The following is a 19173-nucleotide window of genomic DNA, read 5'->3' on the forward strand; positions in this document are numbered from 1 at the left end:
GGCAACTTCGCGGGCGTTCTTGATCGCCTGGGCGATCTTCCGCTGCTCCTGCACGGTCACGCCGGTCACTCGGCGGGCGCGGATCTTGCCGCGGTCCGAGATGAACTTGCGCAGCAGGGCGACGTCCTTGTAGTCGATGACGGTGATGTCAGCGGCCTTCAAGGGGTTGGACTTTGGTTTCGGCTTGCGGATTTCAGCCTTGGCCATCGTGGAGCTCCTTTTGTCTCGCGGAGCCCGTGGTCATGCCACGGGATGGTGATGAATAGGTGTCGATCAGAAAGGCGGTTCGGAGTCGGGACCGCTGCCCCAGCCACCGGAATTGCTGACGCCCGGGGTTGCCCACGGGTCGTCATTCTGCGCGCCGCCGCCGCTCCAGCCGCCGGAGCCACCCTGGTTCTGCGAACCCTGGTTGCCACCCCAGCCTCCGGAGTTGCCGCCGCCGCCGAAGTTGCCCCCGGCGTTGGCTCCGGCCATGTTGCCGCCCTGACCGCCAAAGTTGCCGCCCTGACCGCCGGAGCGCTGAGTGCGGTTGACCTTGGCAGAGGCATAGCGGAGGCTCGGGCCGATCTCGTCGACCTCAAGCTCGATGACGGTGCGCTTCTCGCCTTCCTTGGTCTCGTACGAACGGCTCTTGAGCCGGCCGGTCACGATCACGCGCATGCCCTTCGTGAGGGACTCTGCGACGTTCTCGGCAGCCTCGCGCCAGATCGATGCGCGGAGGAACAGGGTCTCCCCGTCCTTCCACTCATTCGACTGGCGATCGAAGGTGCGCGGCGTGGAGGCCACCGTGAAGTTGGCCACGGCGGAGCCCGACGGCGTGAACCGGAGCTCCGGATCGTTCGTCAGATTGCCGATGACCGTAATCGTGGTTTCGCCTGCCATGCTGCCTCCTGGTCCGAGTCGTGGACGTTCTTACGAGCGAAGGGATCGCGCCAAACTACTTGGCGGAAACCTTCTGGTCTTCGGGGCGGATGATCTTGGTGCGCATGATCGTCTCGTTCAGGTTGAGCTGGCGGTCCAGCTCCTGGGCCGTAGCAGGCTCAGCCGTGAAATTGACGACGGCGTAGATCGCCTCGTTCTTCTTCTTGATGTCGTAGGCCAGACGGCGACGACCCCAGATGTCCACCTTGTCGACGGTTCCACCGTCGGTGGTGATCACACTGAGGAACTTGTCGAGCGACGGCTGAACGGTGCGCTCGTCGACCTCGGGGTCGATGAGGACCATCAGTTCGTAAGGACGCATGTGTGAACCCACCTCCTTTGGGCTAAGCGGTTGCGGTCTCTCCGCAACAGGAGGTTCATTAGCGTTGTCCACGCGACCGGGCAGTCCCCGAGGGAGACCGGCCGCCGCACAGACTTCACTATCCTACCGGATCCCGGCAGTCCGACCGAGCCGCTGTCCGAGCCGGCCCTCCTCACCGGTGGCCTCAACGCTACGCCGCGCTCCGCCGTCGTCCTCGTGATCCCGCCCGCTATGTGGACGACACGCCGTCGAACCCTGTGTGCAGGACAATCAGCACACCTCAAGGTGCCGGTGCGAGGATCGGCCCATGACGCCACAAGCACCGACCACCCGCACGACTCGTGCCATTGCCGCCCGCCGCCGCCTGTGGACCATGCTCGCGGTCGGCGTCGTCGTCGCGGTCCTGACAGGCATCTTCTCCTCCTGGTGGCACGCGCCCGCGGCCGGCTGGGGAGCCGCGGCGCTGCTGTACGACATCTGGGTCCTGAGAAGGATCCTCCCGATGGACGCGGAGCAGACCCGCAACCACGCGCGGGAGGAGGACCCCCGCCGGGCCACCCGCGATTTCCTCATCCTGTGCGCGAACGCGGCCGCGATCATCGCCGTGATCGTGGTGATGGTCTCCGGCAACCAGGCGAAGGGCGGCGCGAAACTGACCCTCGCGATCCTCGCGATCCTCGTGGTCGCGGCGTCCTGGCTCATGCTGCACACCATCTTCATCCTCCGCTACGCCGAGGTGTACTACGGGGAGAATCCGCCCGGAGGGGTGGAGTTCAATCAGGACCAGCCGCCCAAGTACACCGATTTCGCGTACCTCGGCTTCACCCTGGGGATGACCTTCCAGGTCTCGGACACCAACCTCACCACCACGAAGATCCGCACGGAGGCGCTCAAGCAGGGAATCTTGGGCTACATCTTCTCGACGGTCATCCTCGCGGCCACGATCAACCTCGTCATCGGGCTGGCCAATCAGGGCGGGTAAGCGTCAGCCTGCGAAGAAGCGCTCTGCGACGAGCGCGAGCCGCCACGGATCCTGCACGCCAGCGAGCTCGCGTGCGGAGTGCATCGACAGGAGCGGGACGCCGACATCGACCGTGCGGATGCCGAGGCGCGTGGCGGTGAGCGGGCCGATCGTGGAGCCGCACGGGACATCGTTGTTGGAGACGAATTCCTGATACGGCACCTCCGCCTCGGCGCAGAGTCGGGCCCAGAGAGCGGCGCCCGCCGCGTCGGTCGCGTACCGCTGCTGCGCGTTGATCTTGAGCAGGGGGCCGCCGTTGAGCACGGGGCGGTTCGCGGGATCGTGCTTCTCCGGATAATTGGGGTGGATGGCGTGCCCGGCGTCGGCGGAGATGTGCCACGAGGCCGCGAAGGCACGACGCCGGTCGGTGGCCGTCGCGCTCAGGCCGTCGCCGATGCGCGCGAGGACATCCTCGAGGAAGGGCCCGGAGGCGCCCGAGCGGGTTGACGACCCCACTTCCTCGTGGTCGAACGCCGCGAGCACCGGAATAGCCGTCTCGCGGGCTGAGTCGAGGACCCGGGCCAGGGCGGTCAGGCCCGCGTGCACCGAGGACAGGTTGTCGAGGCGACCCGACGCGAGGAACTCGCCGTCGGCGCCGAACACCGAGGGTTCCTGCGCGTCCGCCACCACGAGGTCGTAGCCGCCGACCTGGGCCGCGTCGACTCCGGCCTCGCGCGCCACAAGCCCCAGCAGATCCGCCTGGGACGCGTCGCCGAGCCCCCAGACGGGATTCATATGCCGCTGCTTGTCGAGTTTCAGTCCGTCGTTGACGGCGCGATCGAGGTGGATTGCCAGCTGCGGAAAGCGCAGGAGGGGCCCCGTCGCCACAAGGTGCTCGGCGCCGTCGAGCATCACGAGGCGGCCGGCGAGGCGAAGCTCCCGGTCGAGCCACGAGTTGAGCATGGGGCCGCCATAGACTTCGACGCCTGCCTGAAGCCAGCCGTACGCACCCGCCGTGGGCTTGGGCTTGAGCTTGAACGATGGCGAGTCCGTGTGCGCGCCGAGGATGCGGAACGCCGTGAGGGGCCCCACGCCGTCGGGAATGACCCAGGCGATGAGCGCGCCGTCGCGCACCACAGCGTAGCCGCCGGGCCCGAAGGGCCAGTCGTCGGCCTCCGAAAGCACCCGGAAACCGGCCTCCGCCAGCCGGCGAGCGCCCTCATGGGCCGCGTGGAAGCTCGACGGCGAGGCGACCACGAAACGGCCGAGGTCCAGGGCATGGCGGTGCGCGGCGGTAGGCATGAAGGCGAGTTTAGCGAGGCCCCTAGCGCGCGTAGCGCTCCACGAAGTTCCGCAGGATCCGCTGGGGCTCGTGCACGTGGGCGCGGCGGGCGCGGTCCTTGACCGCGTCCGCCTCTTCGGGCGGGAAGTACCCGGAATGCCGGTACGCGTCGACCCGGCGTTCGAGGCCCGGCAGATCCAGCTCGGGGTGGAACTGCGTGGCGTACAGGTTCCGCTTGAATCGGAACATCTGCACGGGGCACGACGCGGAGCCGGCCAGGAGCGCGGCGTTCGACGGCAGCGTCCGCACCGCCTCCTTGTGGCCTACGAAGGCATCGAACGAGGGCTGGAGCCCCGCGCACAATGGGTCGACGACGCCAGCCGGGCTCAGCTGGACCCGTACCGGGCCGACGGGCTCGCCGAAGCGGCGGTCGACGACGGCGCCCTCGTGAGTCCCCAGAAGCCCCACGCCGTAGCACGCACCGAAGAAGGGGAAGTCCTCCTCCACGATGCGGTCGAGGAGGGTGCCGATCTCCTTCTCGACACGACGCTGGCACTCGCTCTTCTGCTCCTCAGGGTCGGACGCCGTGAAGGGGCTGCCGCCGAGGATCACGCCCGAGTAGTCCTCCAGCCGGATCGCGGGCAGCGGGCCAGCCTCAGCGCGCACACGCACCAGCTCCCCGGGGGTGAGGCCGGCGTACTCGCAGAACGCACGGTACTCGTCGTCGGCGACGACGTCATGGTCGCGTGAGGCGAGGAGCAGGAACGGCCGCATGGGCACATTCTGCTCTGCGCCCCAAGTGCAGGGGAAGCCGCCCTACGCCAGCTTCGCGCGTTTCCGTCCGGCGCCGATCGGTCCACCGACGAGCGACGAGACGACGGAAATGATGATTGCTCCCAGGACCGCCGTCCAGAAGAACTTGTCGACTGTGAGGTTCACGGGCGTGAACTTGCTGATCCAAGCCGTCAGTTCGAGCATCGCGGCGTTGAGCACGAGTGCGAACAAGCCGAGGGTCAAGAACGTGACCGGCAGGGCCAGCCGTCCGACCAGAGGGCGGATCAGGGCATTGATCACCCCGAAAAGCAGGCCGATGATCAGGTATCCGAGAATGACCCCGATGACCGAGCCGGCATCTGGTCCGGCTTCCTTGGTTGCGGCCGCCGTCGTCGCCGCGGCGTTGATTTTCAGGCCGGGCAGAATCAGCGTTGCCACCCAGAGCGCTACGGCGTTCGCAACGACCCTGAGAATGAACGGCCAAAGTCTGTTTTTCTTGCGGAACATGGCACACCTCGCTGTGTTCCGGTCATTACCCGCCCGAGGCCGCCCCAAACAGGGGCGCAGTCTCAGTAGTCCGGGTTGCTCGGCACCACGAGGCCCGTCTCGTACCCGTACACCACGGCTTGGACGCGATCCCGCAGGTGGAGCTTCGAGAGGATCCGCCGCACGTGGCTCTTCACCGTGGCCTCGGACAGAAAGAGGCGATGCGCGATCTCGGCGTTGCTCAGTCCCTCGCAGATCGCGCGGAGCACCTCGAGCTCCCGCGGGGTGAGGTCCTTGAGGAGCGGGTCGGGCTGGGCTTCGGGGCGTTCGACGGCGCTGCCCGCCGAGCGCACGTACGTCTCCAGAAGCCGCTGGGTCACCCGCGGACTCACGACGGCGTCGCCGCTCGCCACGAGCCGGACCGCGTGCACAAGCTCTGCGGGCGCGACGTCCTTGAGGAGGAACGCGGAGGCACCCGCTTGCAGTCCGGCGAACGCGTATTCGTCGAGATCGAACGTCGTGAGGATGATGACGCGGGCCGAGGATTCCGAGGCGGCAATGCGGCGCGTGGCCTCGATGCCGTCCATGACGGGCATGCGAACGTCCATGAGCACCACGTCCGGAGCGAGTTGACGGGTCAGGCGGAGGGCTTCGGCGCCGTCGCCGGCCTCCCCGACCACCTCGAGGCCGTCCTCCGATTCGAGGACCATGCGGAAGCCGACCCTCAGGAGCGGCTGATCGTCCACGAGCAGGAGGCGCAATGGCCTTCCCTCGGCGGGGGTCGCCGTCATCACGTGCCTTCCGTCCAGTGGAGCTCTGCGTTCACGCGCCATCCTCCACCGGGTCGCGGTCCTGCCGTCAGGGACCCGCCGAACAGCGCGGCGCGCTCGCGCATCCCGGCAATCCCTCCGCCCGTTCCCAGCTCCGTCGCGGAGCCCTCGGAGGCCGCGCCGCCGTCGTCCTCCACGAGGATCCCGACCGCCGTGCCCTCCCGCGCCACGCGCACCTCGACGCGGCTCAGTCCGCGCGCATAGCGGAGGACGTTGGTGAGGGACTCTTGCACGATCCGGAAGACCGCCAGTCTGAAGGTCGCGTCATCGGGCAGCGCCTCGCCCTCCTGGACGAGGACCACCGGGAGCCCCGCAGCACGGAAACCCTCGATGAGCGCCTGGAGTCCGCCGGGGGTGGGTTCGCGGCCGGCGGCGCCGCTGTCCGCCCGCAGGACACCGAGGACGCGGCGCATATCCGCGAGCGCGGCCCGTCCCGTCGTCGAGAGCTCGCCGAGCACGGCGCGCGCCTTCTCGGGGTCGCGTTCGAGGGCGCGGGACGCGCCGTCACTGAGCGCCACCATGACGGTGAGCGAATGTGCCACGACGTCGTGCATCTCGCGGGCGATCCGGTTGCGCTCCTGCACCGAGGCCAGCTGGGCCCGGCGAATGGCCCATTCGCGCAGCTCCGTCTGGTGGAGCCGATTGCCCCGCACCACAATGCCGACCCCGATCGCCACGAGGTTGGAGAGGATCACGGACACTGATGCGACCAGGCCGATGAACGGTCCGTGCTCCGCGAGGAACTGCTCCCCCGGCTTGTAGGCGAACGCGAAGTAGGCGGCAGAGGGAATGCTCGCGGCGAGCGCGACCACCAGGGCCCACAGCGTCCTCACCCGCAGCGCGACGACGTAGAGGGCGAACCACGCGGCCGCGCTCATGCTGCCGAGCTCGGGCGTGGCATACAGGATGACGGCGTCCATGAGGACGATCCCTGCGAGCAGGAGCCACGGGGCCTGTCGGCGGACCATGAGCGCCGCCTGGGCGAGGAGCACGACGGCGAACTGCCACCAGTGGCCGCCCCTCCCCGTCTCGACGAGGGCGCTGAGCGAAAGGATGAGGCTGATGGCAACGACGACGCCGTCCATCGCCACCGGATGCTCGTAGAGGTATTGCCGCAGCCTGCCGCGCCGCGCCGGGAGCGCGACAGTCGGGCTTGCCCCCGCCAGGCTCGCGGGCACCCCAACGGGAGGCGCGCCGCCCGCAGGCGCCGCACCTCCCGTTCGGATCACTCGGGACATGCTGTCCATTGACATGGCATCAATTGTGGTGCCCTAGACGTCCCGCTGCTGCAGGGTGGTGTAGGCGGCCCCGAGGAGCACCACCACGTACGCGGCGAGGACGAGGGTGCCCTGCCACGGTTCGAGGTAGGCCGCGTTCTGCAGGCTGCTGGCCGTGCCCGCCTCGAACATCGCGTCCGCGGCGTTCGTGGGCAGGTACTTCCGCGCCTCCGTGAAGAAGTCGCCCGGGATGAGCTGGAAGATGATCGGCAGCACGAACAGGAGCGCCACGAGGGTCACAATCGCGCCGGCCGAGTTCCGCAGGAGGGCACCGAGGGACAGGCCCATGAGCGCGACGGCGGCGACATACACCCCGTTGAGGAGCATGAACCGCTGGACGTCCCAGCTCGCCATGTCGAGGTGCAGGCTGTAGTTGCTGAGGATGGGCTGCGCGACGAGGCCGCCGATGTAGGCGCCCACATAGGTCAGCACAAAACCGACGACGACGGCGTACACGGCCTTGGCGGTGAGTACCGGCCACCGCTTGGGAACGGCGGCGAAGGTCGCGCGCGACATCCCGGTGGTGAATTCGGAGCTGATCATGAGGACCGCGAGCGCGCCGACGATGAGCTGGGCGAAGCTGACGCCACCGGCGGGCAGGTGCAGGACGGCCGAGGTCGTGTCCAGGGCCTCGGCTCGAGGACCGGCCTGTCCGCCTTGACGCACGGTGGTCGTCACCTGCCCGATGCCCCAGGCCTGAAGCGCGGCGAAGCCGACGAGCAGCGCGACGGCGCACAGCAGCAGGATGCGCGTGGAGAGCAGGGAGAGCAGCTTGATGCGCTCCGAGTTGAGCACGCGGAGGAAATTGGGGCGGCCGAATTCGTGGTGAGGGGCCGTTGCGTGGCGGAACGGATGGGTTTCCATGGTGCTCATCGGGCTGCCTCCTGAGCTGCGGCGGGAGTCCGGGCATCGCCGGAGCGGTACTCGACCTCGTCCTTGGTGAGCTGCATGTAGGCCTCCTCGAGGGATGCCTGAAGCGGGGTCAGCTCGTAGACGAGGACCTGGTGCTCGAGCGCGGTCTGGGCGATCTGACGCGGGTCGAGGCCGGAGACCTCGAGGACCTCGTGCTCGGGGGCCTGGATGGTGACGCCGGATCCGGCGAGCAGGCGCGAGAACTCCTCGGGCCGATCGGTGCGCACGCGGGTACGGGCCTTGCCCTGGCTCGAGATGACGTCCTCGATAGGCGCATCAGCGAGGATGCGGCCGCGGCCGATCACGATGAGGTGGTCGGCCGTCTGGGCCATCTCGCTCATGAGGTGGCTCGACAGGAAGACCGTGCGGCCCTGGCTCGCGAGGTACTTCACCAGGTTGCGGACCCAGACGACGCCCTCGGGGTCGAGGCCGTTCACCGGTTCGTCGAGGACCACGACCTGCGGGTCGCCGAGGAGCGCCGCCGCGATGCCGAGGCGCTGGCCCATGCCGAGTGAGAAGCCCTTGACCTTCTTCTTCGCCACGGCGCCGAGACCCGTCATCTCGATGACCTCGTGGACGCGCTTGGCCGGAATCCCGTGGGTAGCCGCGAGGGCCGAAAGATGGCCGTACGCCGAGCGGCCCGGGTGCACCGCGCGGGCCTCGAGCAGGGCGCCGATCTCCCGCAGAGGGGCGTTGTGCCGCGCGTAGGGGGCCCCGTTGACGGTGACGGTGCCGCGAGTCGGGGCGTCGAGCCCCATGATCATGCGCATTGTGGTGGACTTTCCGGCGCCGTTCGGTCCGAGAAAGCCTGTGACGCGGCCTGGTTCGACGGTGAACGTGACACCGTCGACGGCGGTCTTCTCGCCGTAGACCTTCGCCAGGTCGACTGCCTGGATCATGTCCCCTCCTTGGTTGCTGACGATTCCACGCTAGAACGCGCCGGAGGGCCACGCGACGGTCGGCGGGATGAACCTTGCGGTCCGCCATCCTCCTCAAGGACTAAGGGTCAGCGTCACACGGAGTCGCACTCGGAGGCATCCCTGCTCTCGCACAGCAGAAGCATAGGTAGGCCTACTACATTCCTGCCGTGAATCGAAGAACCGTCGCGATCAATTCGGCCCTCGGAGCCGCCGCCATCCTGCTTGCGGGCGGCACCTATGCGACCGTCACCGCGACCGCCAGGCCGGCCAGCACCGTGAGCTCCCGAACCGTCGCGGCGAGCCGCGCCTCCGTGCAGGCGACGGCGACGGCGTCCGGCAGCGTCTCGTCGACGACGACGACCGCCGTGGGCGCGGGAAACTGTTCCGGTCCCGTTACCTCGGTCAAAGTCAGCGTCGGCCAGGCCGTGAAGGCCGGCCAAGAGCTCGTGGACATCGACCCCACGAACGCGCAGAACGCCGTCGACTCCGCCCAGGCCCAGCTCGACGCCGCCGGCGCGCAGGCCAATCAGTCGGCAGCGCAGGCCGCCAACTCCGTGGCGCAGGCGCAGCAGGCGCTCACCAACGCAAAGCAGACGCAGGGCCTCGACGCCCAGCAGCAGGCCAACGCCGTCGCCACCGCCCAGAAACAGGTCGACGCCGACCAGACCACGGTCAACCAGGCGCAGGCGACGGCATCCGCCAACCCCAACAGCACCCAGGACGCCAACGCGCTCAACTCCGCGCAGGCGCAGCTGGCCAAGGACCAGCAGGCGCTCACCCAGGCGCAGAACCAGCAGCAGTCCACGGCGCTCAAGGACCAGCAGCAGATCTCGTCTGCGCAGGTCTCGCTCAACTCGGCGGCGAATTCGCAGGCGAACTCGGCTACCGGCAACACCACGACGGCCCAGATCGCGCTTCAGACCGCGCAGAAGAACCTCGCTGACTGCGTGGTGAAGGCGCCGTCCGACGGCACGGTCACGGCGAGCGGCGCCGTCGTGGGGGCGACGGCGGGCAGTAGCTCCGGGGCGACGTCGTCGTCCTCCTCAACCGGCGGGAGCGGCGGAACCGGGGCCGCGGCCGCGAGCGGCGGCAGCTCGTCGTCGTCCTCCTCGTCCGGCCTCGTGACGCTCACCGACACGGCCCACCTGCAGGTCGTCGCGGGCTTCTCCGAGTCTGACGTCGCGAGCATGAAGGTCGGCCAGACGGCGACCTTCACCTTCCCCGCCATCAAGCCGGACGCCAACGCCGCTCCCGTGACCGGAGCGGTGATCGCCATCGCCGCCACCTCGACCACGACCAGCGGCGTGGTCACCTACGCGGTCACGGTCTCCATCGCGAACCCGCCCGCCGCCGTGCGGCTCGGCGAGAGCGCGAACATCTCGGTGACGACGGCGACGGCGGACAACGCGCTCATCGTCCCGTCCCTCGCGATCACCACGGCGGGGAACCGCCAGACGGTGACCGTTGAGCGCAACGGGGCCGAGCAGACCGTCGCCGTCACCACCGGCATCACCGCGAATGGCCGCACGCAGGTCCTCACGGGGCTCAACGACGGCGATCAGGTGGTCCTCCCGAGCGTGACCACGAGCACCGACACGGGAACCACCGGGACCCAGGGCGGGCGAGGGATCTTCGGCGGCGGGGGCGGCGGCGGCTTCGGCGGAGGAGGAACGGGTGGCAACGCCAATACCGGCACCGGCCGCTGACGCCTGGGCCGCGCCCGCGCCGCGGCGCGCACCCCGGCCCGTCATCGCCCTCGACCGCGTGCGCAAGGTGTACGGACAGGGCGAGGCCGAGGTCAGGGCGCTCGACGGCGTTGGCCTCACCATCAAGCGCGGGGAGTTCGTCGCCATCGTGGGGGCGTCCGGCTCGGGCAAGTCGACGATGATGAACATCATCGGCTGCCTCGACGCGCCGACCTCCGGGCGCTACCTGATGGACGGGATCGAGATCGGCGAGCTCGACGAGTTCCAGCTGGCCCAGATCCGCAACCGCAAGATCGGCTTCGTGTTCCAGAGCTTCAACCTCATCCCCAGGACCCGAGCGGTCGAGAACGTCGCCATGCCGCTGGCGTACCGCAAGGTGCCGCGGCGCGAAAGGCACCAGCGCGCGCTCGAGGCGCTCGACGCCGTCGGCCTCTCGGCGCGGGCCGGGCACCTGCCGTCGCAGCTCTCGGGCGGACAGCAGCAGCGTGTGGCGATCGCGCGGGCCCTGGTCACCGAGCCCGTGCTCCTCCTCGCCGACGAGCCCACTGGCGCGCTCGACTCCCATTCGTCCGAGGAGATCCTCGACCTGTTCGAGTCCCTGCACGCCCGCGGACGCACGATCGTCATGATCACCCACGAGGCCGACGTTGCGGCCCGGGCCGAGCGCGTGGTCCGGATGCAGGACGGCAACATCATCTCCGACACCGGGGCGGTCCGATGATCGCCGAATCCGTCCGTTTCGCCCTGTCCGGGATCTCCGCGAACAAGATGCGCTCGATCCTCACCACGCTCGGGATCGTGATCGGCATCAGCGCCGTCATCACGCTCCTGGCCGTCGGGGCCGGGACGTCGAACATGATCAAGGACCAGATCGGCAAGCTCGGCACGAACGTCCTCACCGTCAACCGGGCCCTCGCCACCGGCGGCCGGACGACCGGCGGGAGCGCGACCGGAACACGGACCCAGTCCACGAACCTCACGCTCGCGGACCAGCAGTCCCTCGACGATCCCGTGCTCGCACCGGACATCGCCACGACGGCGCCCGTCGTCCAGGCGCAGGCGGTCACGGCGACGCTCGGCACGTCGACCCACTCGATCACGTCGACCCTCGGCACCACGCCGGCGTACTTCGGCATCACGAACTTCACCGCCGCGGCGGGCCGCCTGCTCAATGACGCGGACGCGGGTCAGGCTGTCGTCGTCCTCGGGAACAGCGTTGCCGTGGACCTCGCCGCGAATGTCTCCACCCTCGTCGGCCAGACCGTCTCGCTCAACGGGCAGAACTTCACGGTGGCCGGCGTGCTCGCGCCCAAGGGCACGAGTGGGCTCAACGACCCCGACGACGTCGCGATGGTCCCGTACACGACCGCGCAGGACAAGTTCACCGGCTACTCCCCCAGCCTCTCCTCCATCCAGGTGCAGGCGAAGAGCGCGGACGTCATGACACAGGCACAGAACGAGATCCAGCAGATCCTGGACGCGCGGCATCAGGTCACGAGCGCGAACCGCGACTACCAGGTCCGCAACCAGGCCCAGGTCCTCTCGACCGCGACCACCACCACCCAGACGCTCACGATCCTGCTGAGCGCCGTCGCCGGGATCAGCCTGCTCGTGGGCGGGATCGGCGTCATGAACATCATGCTCGTCACCGTCACCGAACGAACACGCGAGATCGGCATCCGCAAGGCCATCGGCGCCACCCGAGGGAACATCGTGCTGCAGTTCCTCGTCGAATCGCTCATCATCTCGATCCTCGGCGGGATCGTCGGGATCCTGATCGGGTTCGGCGCCTCGAGCTTCGAGATCGCGGGGATCAAGCCGGAGGTCCAGTGGTGGACCGTGTGGCTGAGCGTGCTCGTCTCCGCCGGGATCGGCCTCGTGTTCGGCATCTACCCGGCCAACAAGGCCGCCAAGCTCCGTCCCATCGACGCGCTCCGCTACGAATAGAGATTCCCATGACTGAGCCAACCGCACCTACTGAAGCCCTTGAGCCTCCCGTCACGACGACGGAGCCCGCTCCCGGCTGGGGCGCGCCGATGTGGGGCGCCCCGGCGCCCGCGCAGGCCCCGACGATGGACGACGACGAGCCCTTCGTCCCAGCCCCGCGGTACCGTCTGGGGCGCTTCACCAAGATCCTCGTCTGCGTGTGCCTCGTGCTGGCCGGCGCGCTCGGCGGAGCCGCGATCCAGAAGGCCGTCGACACGCGGACCGGTGGGACGACGCGTGGGAACTTCGCGCAGTTCACCCCCGGCGGCGGTGCGGGCCAGACGGGGGCGGGGACTGGTGCCGGAACTGGGCAGTCCGGGGCCGGCACAGGCCAGAACGGCGGCTTCGGCCGCAACCGCGCGACCCAGGGCGGCGGCGCGGGGAGCGGAGCCGGGGGCAACTGACGCGGGTCCTCGGGCTTTCTGAGACGTGATCCGATTCTGGGTTGCGCTCTGATTGGGGTTGCACTCCGAGGTTCGGTGTGTACAATGAGCGCGCAAGGTGCCGTTCGTTAGCTGAGGCTCCTTCGCGGAAACAAGCCAGCGACCCTAAACGTCGAGAGACGCCACCGGTCAGGACAGGCTGCCCCGGATGCAAGGGGCAACCCCGATTGGCTCCCTCCCTGGAGGGTCACGACGCGAAGTGCCAAAGGTCTTACGAGGAAGGGCACCCGGGCCATCTGCCCGGGGACTCCTGAGGCACGGAAGACGAGCTCAGGAGGTGGTACGTCGTGTCCAGCGGCGATAATTTTCCCTCCCTGCGCGCTTTCTGACTGAACTCTTTCAGCACCCCTCCCTGCCACCCGCATGCCGACGACGGCCCCAGCCCGGGCCCTTCGCCATGCCCGCTTCACGATCCCCGGCCACCGCCGGGAGGAAGCAGGTCCCCATGATCAAGACCTCATCGAACCGTGCCCGCGTTCCCGCCAACACCACCAACCGCAAGCCGCAAGCGGCAAGCCACACGAGCCCAGCCACCGTGGACGGCGCAGCCGTGCTCGACTCCGCCCACGTAGGCGACATCCAGGGTGCCTTCGGCACGATCCGCCTCGACGACACCTCAGCGCAGTCGAGCTGGAAGACGCGTCTGAAGACGCTTCTGGCCATCATCGGACCCGGCCTGATCGTCATGGTCGGTGACAACGATGCCGGAGCCTTCGGCACCTACACCCAAGCGGGGCAGAACTACGGCACGAGCCTCCTGTGGACGCTCCTGCTCCTCGTCCCGGTCCTGTTCGTCAACCAAGAGATGGTGCTCCGGCTCGGGGCCGTGACCGGGGTCGGGCACGCTCGGCTCATCGTGGAGCGCTTCGGGAAGTTCTGGGGCGCGTTCAGCGTGATCGACCTGTTCATCCTCAACGCGCTCACGATCGTGACCGAGTTCATCGGGATCAGCATCGGCCTCTCATACCTGGGGGTCCCCAAGATTCCCGGAGTGATCGTTGCCGCCCTCGTGGTGGTCGGCGCGACGAGCACGGGCTCCTTCCAGCGCTTCGAGCGCGTCTGCATGGTCCTGGTTTTCGGCTCGCTGCTGCTCGTGCCGATCTTCTTCCTGTCCTCTCCGGATTACGGCCAGATCGCCCAGGGCTTCCTCATCCCGAGCGTGCCCGCGGGCTCCAGCATCTCGGACGTGACGCTCCTGATCATCGCGATCGTCGGTACGACCATCGCCCCCTGGCAGCTGTTCTTCCAGCAGTCCTACGTGATCGACAAGCGGATCACCCCGCGCTACATGAAGTACGAGAAGGCGGACCTGTGGATCGGGATCGTCATCGTGGTGATCGCGGCAGGGGCCATCATCTCGTTCACCGCCTTCACGTTCGCCGGCCGACCGGAGTTCGGCCAGTTCACCGACGCAGGAGGCGTCGCCGAGGGCTTGGGCAAGTACGTCGGCCACCTCGCCGGCATTCTGTTCGCCCTGGCCCTGATCGACGCCTCGATCATCGGAGCTGCCGCTGTCGGGCTCTCGACCTCCTACGCGCTCGGCGACGTCCTCGGGCTCAAGCACTCCCTGCACCGGAAGGTGAGCGAGGCCAAGGGGTTCTACGCCGCCTTCGCGGGCATCATCCTCATCTCCGCCATCGTCGTCGTCATCCCGGGCAGCCCGCTCGGGCTCCTCACGGTCGGCGTCCAAGTCCTGGCTGGCGTCTTGCTGCCCTCTGCGACCCTGTTCCTGTTGCTGCTGTGCAACGACAAGGCCGTCATGGGCCCTTGGGTCAACGGCAGGGCGATGAACATCTTCACCTCGATCGTCATCGCGGTCCTCGTGATCCTCTCGGTGGTCCTCACCGCGGCGACGCTCTTCCCGGATCTTGACGGCAACGCCATCATCGGGATCCTCATCGGCGGAGTCGTCCTCGCCATCGTCACCGCAGCAGTGGTCGGCGCCCTCAGGATCCGTGCCCGGGCCAGGGGCGGGCTCGCCGCCCAGGCTCCGGTCGCCGTCGACCGCTCCCAGCGACTCACCTGGCGGATGCCGCCGCTGGCGCTGCTCGAGCGCCCGCAGCTCTCGCTGACCCGCCGGCTCGGCCTCGGCGTGCTGTGGGTCTACCTGATCGTGGCGATGGTCCTGGTGGTCGTCCGCGTCGTCCAGCTCGCGCTCGGCGCCTGAGCAAGGTCCTCCCTGCATCTCACCATCTTCCCTGCATCGAAAGGCCTCCGATGACTGCCACAGCACCTACTGCTTCCCTGTCCCTGTCCGTCCTCCTGCGCCAGCCCGTGACCGACTCGGACGGGCACCGCATGGGCACCCTCGCGGACCTGATCGTCAGGCTTCGCGAAGACGACTACCCCCTGGTGACAGGCCTCGTCGTCGCCGTCGGGAGCACGCGGGTCTTCGTCTCCGCCGTCGACCTCGCCGCCCTCACCCCGGAGCGCATCCAGCTGGCCGTGAGCACCGTGGACCTGCGCGAGTTCCGCCGCCGCGAAGGCGAGGTCCTCCTCTCCGAGGACGTCCTGGGACACCGGCTCATCGACGTCTCCCGCGTCGCATTCGTCAAGGCCTACGACGTCCAGCTCTCACCCGTCCTCGACGGCTGGGCCGCGACGGGCCTGGACGTCCACCGGCGCCGCTGGCTCAGCCTCGGGCCTCGCCACTCAGCCCACCCGCCCCGGGACTGGAAGGACTTCGAGCCTCTGATCGGCCACGCCGAATCGGCTCAGGTCCGCCTCGCCACGGGACGCATCCCGGAGCTCAAGCCCGCCCAGATCGCGGACATCATCGAAGAAGCGACCGAACACGAGCAGGACGAACTCCTGGCCCAGGTCCACGAGGACCCCGAACTCGAGGCCGACGTCTTCGAGGAGCTCGACGACGACCGCCAATCCGAGCTCTTCAAAGACCGCTCGGACGGCGAGGTCGCCGAGGTCCTCGGCCGTATGCAGGCCGACGACGCAGCGGATGCCCTCATGGACCTCCCCCAGGAGAGGCGCTCGCCCGTCCTGGACCTGTTGCCCGAGCCACAGCGCAGCATCGTCCTGCGCCTGTTGGGATACCACGACCTCACGGCCGGCGGGATCATGGGAACGGACTTCCTCGCCCTCCCCGCCACCGTGACCGTCGCCGATGCCCTCGCAGCCGTCCGCGGCGCGCGCCTGCTCCAGCCGCAAGCCCTCACGGTCATCTATACCCTCGCCCCGGACGGCACCCTCGACGGTGCAGTGAGCCTGGTCCATGCCGTCCAAGCCGACCCCGAGCAGACGCTCTCGGAGGTCGCCGACCGCAGCGTCGTCGTCGCGTCCCCGGGCGACGACATCATCGACGTGACCACCCGCATGGCCGACTTCAACCTCCTTGCCATGCCCGTGCTCTCCGAGGATCGCCATATCCTCGGGCTCATCACGGTCGACGACGCCCTCGAGGCCGCGATTCCCGAGGATTGGTCCCGAAGGGGTCATATCGCGGGAGCATGACCCCATGCCCGATCGACCCCTACTGGCGGGTACGGTTCGGGTACAAAGTGGAATATGTGAATTCCGTCAGCGAGACCTCAGGCCCACCCTCACTCGGGGCAGAGTCGAAGCTGACTCGGAGGCGCGCCAGCCTTGTGCGGGCGCTCCCTGGCCTCGCGGTCGCCTTCGCCGTGGCGCTCGCCGCGAGTCTCTTGGGACAGGTCGCGCCACTCATCGGCGGCCCTGTGTTCGGCATTCTGCTCGGCCTGCTCGCGGCCACGGTCATCCGTCCGCTCAGGGGCGAGGCGTGGAGGGCCGGCTACCGCGCCGCCGGGACCCACGTGCTGCAGACCTCCGTCGTGGTCCTCGGAACGGGACTCTCCCTGCAGCAGATCGCTCAGGTGGGCGGAAGCTCCCTTCCGGTCATGCTCGGGACGCTGGCGGTGGCGCTCGGCGGCGCTGCCCTCCTCGGCCGTCTGCTCCGACTCGATGCTGATACCCGCACCCTCATCGGGGTCGGGACCGGGATCTGCGGTGCATCCGCGATCGCGGCCACAACTGCCGTGATCAAGCCGAAACAGTCGGATGTCGCGTACGCGATCGGCACGATCTTCACGTTCAACATCGCGGCCGTCCTCCTGTTCCCGCCGATCGGCCACCTGCTGGGGCTGAGCGCCCACGCGTTCGGCCTATGGAGCGGCACCGCCGTCAACGACACCTCCTCGGTCGTCGCCACCGCCGCGAGCTACGGGGGCGGGGCGGCCTCGTACGCGATCGTCGTCAAGCTCACGCGGTCGCTCATGATCATCCCCATCGTCATGATCCTGGCCGCCCTGCGAGCCCGCCGCGCACGCATCAACGGTCAAGGCCCTGCTCGCCTGCCCTGGCGTCGGATGGTCCCGCTGTTCCTCATCGGGTTCCTCATCGCGGCTGGCCTCGACACGGTCGGCGCCATTCCGCCGGCTTGGCATCCCGGGCTGTCAGCCTTCGGGACGTTCCTCATCACCGTCGCCCTCGCGGGCATCGGCCTCAGCCTCCGGTTCGCCGAGATGCGCAAGGCCGGCCCGCGGCCGCTCGTGCTCGGCGGATTGCTGTGGGTCGCAGTCGCCATCACCAGCCTCGGCCTGCAGGCCGTCACGCAGACGATCTGAACCGCACGAAGTGCCCAGCCGATTCCCCACGTGTCGGCGCCCATCCGTAGAGTAGTGGGAGTGGCCCTCCTGCGGGCTTCTCCTGTCGACGGAAGGCGGTGTGAGCATGCGTGCCCTGTTCAGGCTCGCCCGCGCCGCCGTCGTCGGCGGAGCGACGGTCTTCCTCGCCGCCGGGGCCCACCTCGCTGGCGGCGGCGCGCTCCCCGACCCACTCGTCGTCGCCGGAATCCTCGCCCTCGTCCTTGTGCCCACGATTGCACTGGCGGGCCGCAAGATCTCCGTCGCGACCATGTTGGGCATTCTGGGCGCGGGTCAGCTGGGGCTGCACTGGGCCTTCGACGCCCTCTCGGTCTCGGCGACCGCCGCACCCCCTCCCACCGCGAGCCACGTGCATTTCCTCGCCGCGCTCTCTGCCCCGAGCACGAGCGATCACGTCCACGGGGACAGTGTGCTCATGCTCGTCGGGCACGTCGTTGCCACGATCGCGACCGCGCTGATCCTTGCCCGCAGCGAGCAGGCGCTGTGGGCCCTGCTCGCGTGGCTGACGCCCCTGGTCCGACTGCTCGCGGCACGCGCCCCCCACCCCACTCCTGCCCTTCCGGCCTTCTCCGAGGAACCTCTCACTCCGGCCTGGCGCACGCTGCGCCTGCCCACACGGCGCGGGCCGCCGTCGCCGTTCGCCGTCGCCTGAGGCGGCCCTCAACCCACTCGCGCCCTCGCGCGAAGTTCCTCAACTCCTCCGGGGCACAGCCCTGCCCGTCAGTACAGAAGGCACTGCAACCATGAAGAAGTCCCTCCGCCGTACCCTCACGATGGTCGGCACCGCCGCCGCGACCGCCGCGATGATCGCACTGGGCGCCGGAGCCGCCTCCGCGCACGTGACCGTCAACCCCGACGACACCGGCGCCAACGGCTACACCCACCTCACATTCAACCTGCCGAACGAGTCAGTGACGGCCAAGACGAACAAGCTCGAGGTCAAGCTGCCCACTGACACCCCGTTCACCTCCGTCTCGGTCAAGCAGATCGACGGCTGGACGGCCCAGGTCGTCACCAGTGAGCTCCCGAAGCCCGTCACCGTGGGCGGTTCGACCGTCACCAAGGCGCCAACCTCCGTGGTGTGGACGGCGAATGACGCCGAGCATGAGATCGGCCAGAACCAGTACCAGACGTTCTCCCTCTCCGTTGGCAAGCTGCCGGCCGCGGGAACGAAGGTGGTGCTTCCCGCAGTCCAGACGTACACGGACGGCTCGGTGGTGAACTGGAGCGAGACCGCGCAGGAGGGTCAGCCCGAGCCGCAGCACCCCGCCCCGTCCTTCACGACGACGGCCGCCGACGACGCCACGCCGGCACCGAGCGCGAGTGCCTCAGGGGCGGCGGCCCAAGGCACGACGACGGCCACGCCGGCTTCGCAGACGAGCGACGTCATCGGCGTCTGGGGTCTGGTCCTCGGAGGCCTCGGAGCGGTCCTCGGCGCGGCAGCGCTCGCGCTGGTCCTCGCCGGACGCCGCAAGGCCGCCAAGTGATGAGGAGGCTGTGGGCACGGGCGGCCGCTGTCGTCGGGCTCGCCGCTGCGCTTGCGCTTCCGGCGAGCGCCGCCCAAGCGCATGACGTCCTTGAATCGACGAACCCGGCCAACGGGTCCACGGTTGCCTCCGTCCCGGCATCGATCGTCCTCACCTACGACCACACCCCCATCGCGATCGGGACTGAGATCCTCGTGAAAGACGCCACGGGTGCGAACCAGGCCGACGG

Annotated in this window: 21 protein-coding genes and 1 riboswitch; of the genes, 11 read left to right on the top strand and 10 right to left on the bottom strand. The window is 68.8% G+C overall.

The genetic code is table 11. From position 1 onward, the window contains the following. From rpsR to rpsF, 3 genes are all read right to left on the bottom strand, one after another. Positions 1–207, bottom strand: a 207-nt coding sequence (rpsR, locus tag ACTHL9_RS17730) for a 30S ribosomal protein S18 (RefSeq protein ID WP_440520589.1), incomplete at its 3' end; no start/stop codon positions are given. 66 nt (positions 208–273) lie between these two features. Beyond that, on the bottom strand, positions 274–882 hold the full coding sequence (locus ACTHL9_RS17735; protein WP_440520590.1) for a single-stranded DNA-binding protein: 609 nt from the start codon (positions 880–882) through the stop codon (positions 274–276). 55 nt (positions 883–937) lie between these two features. Further along, positions 938–1243 carry a 30S ribosomal protein S6 gene (gene rpsF, locus ACTHL9_RS17740; protein WP_138418148.1) on the bottom strand — a complete coding sequence of 102 codons (306 nt, stop codon included), beginning with the start codon at positions 1241–1243 and terminating at the stop codon, positions 938–940. Between the two features lie 307 nt (positions 1244–1550). Here rpsF and ACTHL9_RS17745 point away from each other — a divergent pair, with 307 nt between their 5' ends. Next, complete coding sequence (locus ACTHL9_RS17745; protein WP_440520591.1) at positions 1551–2225, top strand: DUF1345 domain-containing protein; 675 nt, start codon at positions 1551–1553, stop codon at positions 2223–2225. A gap of 3 nt (positions 2226–2228) precedes the next feature. Here ACTHL9_RS17745 and ACTHL9_RS17750 read toward each other — a convergent pair whose 3' ends face one another. The 7 genes from ACTHL9_RS17750 to ACTHL9_RS17780 all read right to left on the bottom strand — a co-directional run bounded on the left by ACTHL9_RS17750 (position 2229) and on the right by ACTHL9_RS17780 (position 8664). Beyond that, on the bottom strand, positions 2229–3506 hold the full coding sequence (locus ACTHL9_RS17750; RefSeq protein ID WP_440520592.1) for a M18 family aminopeptidase: 1278 nt from the start codon (positions 3504–3506) through the stop codon (positions 2229–2231). Between the two features lie 22 nt (positions 3507–3528). Beyond that, complete coding sequence (locus ACTHL9_RS17755) at positions 3529–4260, bottom strand: glutamine amidotransferase (RefSeq protein ID WP_440520593.1); 732 nt, start codon at positions 4258–4260, stop codon at positions 3529–3531. 42 nt (positions 4261–4302) lie between these two features. After that, positions 4303–4767 (bottom strand): phage holin family protein, encoded by a 465-nt coding sequence (locus ACTHL9_RS17760; RefSeq protein ID WP_440520594.1) that lies wholly within the window; start codon positions 4765–4767, stop codon positions 4303–4305. Between the two features lie 62 nt (positions 4768–4829). Further along, on the bottom strand, positions 4830–5537 hold the full coding sequence (locus ACTHL9_RS17765) for a response regulator (RefSeq protein WP_440520595.1): 708 nt from the start codon (positions 5535–5537) through the stop codon (positions 4830–4832). After that, complete coding sequence (locus ACTHL9_RS17770; protein WP_440520596.1) at positions 5537–6829, bottom strand: sensor histidine kinase; 1293 nt, start codon at positions 6827–6829, stop codon at positions 5537–5539. Before ACTHL9_RS17770 ends, ACTHL9_RS17765 begins: the two co-directional genes overlap by 1 nt. A gap of 18 nt (positions 6830–6847) precedes the next feature. After that, positions 6848–7726, bottom strand: coding sequence for an ABC transporter permease subunit (locus tag ACTHL9_RS17775; RefSeq protein ID WP_440520597.1), 879 nt, complete (start codon positions 7724–7726; stop codon positions 6848–6850). Then, positions 7723–8664, bottom strand: a complete 942-nt coding sequence (locus ACTHL9_RS17780) for an ABC transporter ATP-binding protein (protein ID WP_440520598.1) — start codon at positions 8662–8664, stop codon at positions 7723–7725. Before ACTHL9_RS17780 ends, ACTHL9_RS17775 begins: the two co-directional genes overlap by 4 nt. A gap of 188 nt (positions 8665–8852) precedes the next feature. On the opposite strand from ACTHL9_RS17780, the gene ACTHL9_RS17785 reads away from it, so the two are divergent. From ACTHL9_RS17785 to ACTHL9_RS17830, 10 genes are all read left to right on the top strand, one after another. After that, the gene (locus tag ACTHL9_RS17785; RefSeq protein ID WP_440520599.1) at positions 8853–10391 is read left to right on the top strand and encodes an HlyD family efflux transporter periplasmic adaptor subunit; all 1539 of its coding nucleotides are present in this window, start codon (positions 8853–8855) and stop codon (positions 10389–10391) included. Continuing rightward, positions 10360–11112, top strand: coding sequence for an ABC transporter ATP-binding protein (locus ACTHL9_RS17790; RefSeq protein ID WP_440520600.1), 753 nt, complete (start codon positions 10360–10362; stop codon positions 11110–11112). Before ACTHL9_RS17785 ends, ACTHL9_RS17790 begins: the two co-directional genes overlap by 32 nt. Next, positions 11109–12338: an ABC transporter permease gene (locus ACTHL9_RS17795; RefSeq protein WP_440520601.1), complete on the top strand. Its 1230-nt coding sequence runs from the start codon at positions 11109–11111 to the stop codon at positions 12336–12338. Before ACTHL9_RS17790 ends, ACTHL9_RS17795 begins: the two co-directional genes overlap by 4 nt. An 8-nt stretch (positions 12339–12346) precedes the next feature. Next, the gene (locus ACTHL9_RS17800; protein ID WP_440520602.1) at positions 12347–12781 is read left to right on the top strand and encodes a hypothetical protein; all 435 of its coding nucleotides are present in this window, start codon (positions 12347–12349) and stop codon (positions 12779–12781) included. 96 nt (positions 12782–12877) lie between these two features. Next, positions 12878–13048: riboswitch (M-box (ykoK) riboswitch) on the top strand. Positions 13049–13265: 217 nt separating this feature from the next. Further along, positions 13266–14987, top strand: coding sequence for an Nramp family divalent metal transporter (locus tag ACTHL9_RS17805; RefSeq protein ID WP_440520603.1), 1722 nt, complete (start codon positions 13266–13268; stop codon positions 14985–14987). A 50-nt stretch (positions 14988–15037) separates the two neighbouring features. Continuing rightward, on the top strand, positions 15038–16288 hold the full coding sequence (locus tag ACTHL9_RS17810) for a magnesium transporter MgtE N-terminal domain-containing protein (RefSeq protein ID WP_440520604.1): 1251 nt from the start codon (positions 15038–15040) through the stop codon (positions 16286–16288). Positions 16289–16344: 56 nt separating this feature from the next. Then, positions 16345–17418, top strand: coding sequence for a YeiH family protein (locus ACTHL9_RS17815; protein ID WP_440520605.1), 1074 nt, complete (start codon positions 16345–16347; stop codon positions 17416–17418). A gap of 106 nt (positions 17419–17524) precedes the next feature. Then, positions 17525–18109, top strand: a complete 585-nt coding sequence (locus ACTHL9_RS17820; RefSeq protein ID WP_440520606.1) for a hypothetical protein — start codon at positions 17525–17527, stop codon at positions 18107–18109. A gap of 91 nt (positions 18110–18200) precedes the next feature. After that, complete coding sequence (locus ACTHL9_RS17825) at positions 18201–18944, top strand: YcnI family copper-binding membrane protein (protein WP_440520607.1); 744 nt, start codon at positions 18201–18203, stop codon at positions 18942–18944. Continuing rightward, positions 18944–19173 (top strand): copper resistance protein CopC (locus ACTHL9_RS17830; RefSeq protein WP_440520608.1); only part of this gene is annotated, 230 nt, incomplete at its 3' end. The genes ACTHL9_RS17825 and ACTHL9_RS17830, both read left to right, overlap by 1 nt.

The organism is Sinomonas sp. (assembly GCF_051955515.1).
Classification (GTDB): domain Bacteria; phylum Actinomycetota; class Actinomycetes; order Actinomycetales; family Micrococcaceae; genus Sinomonas.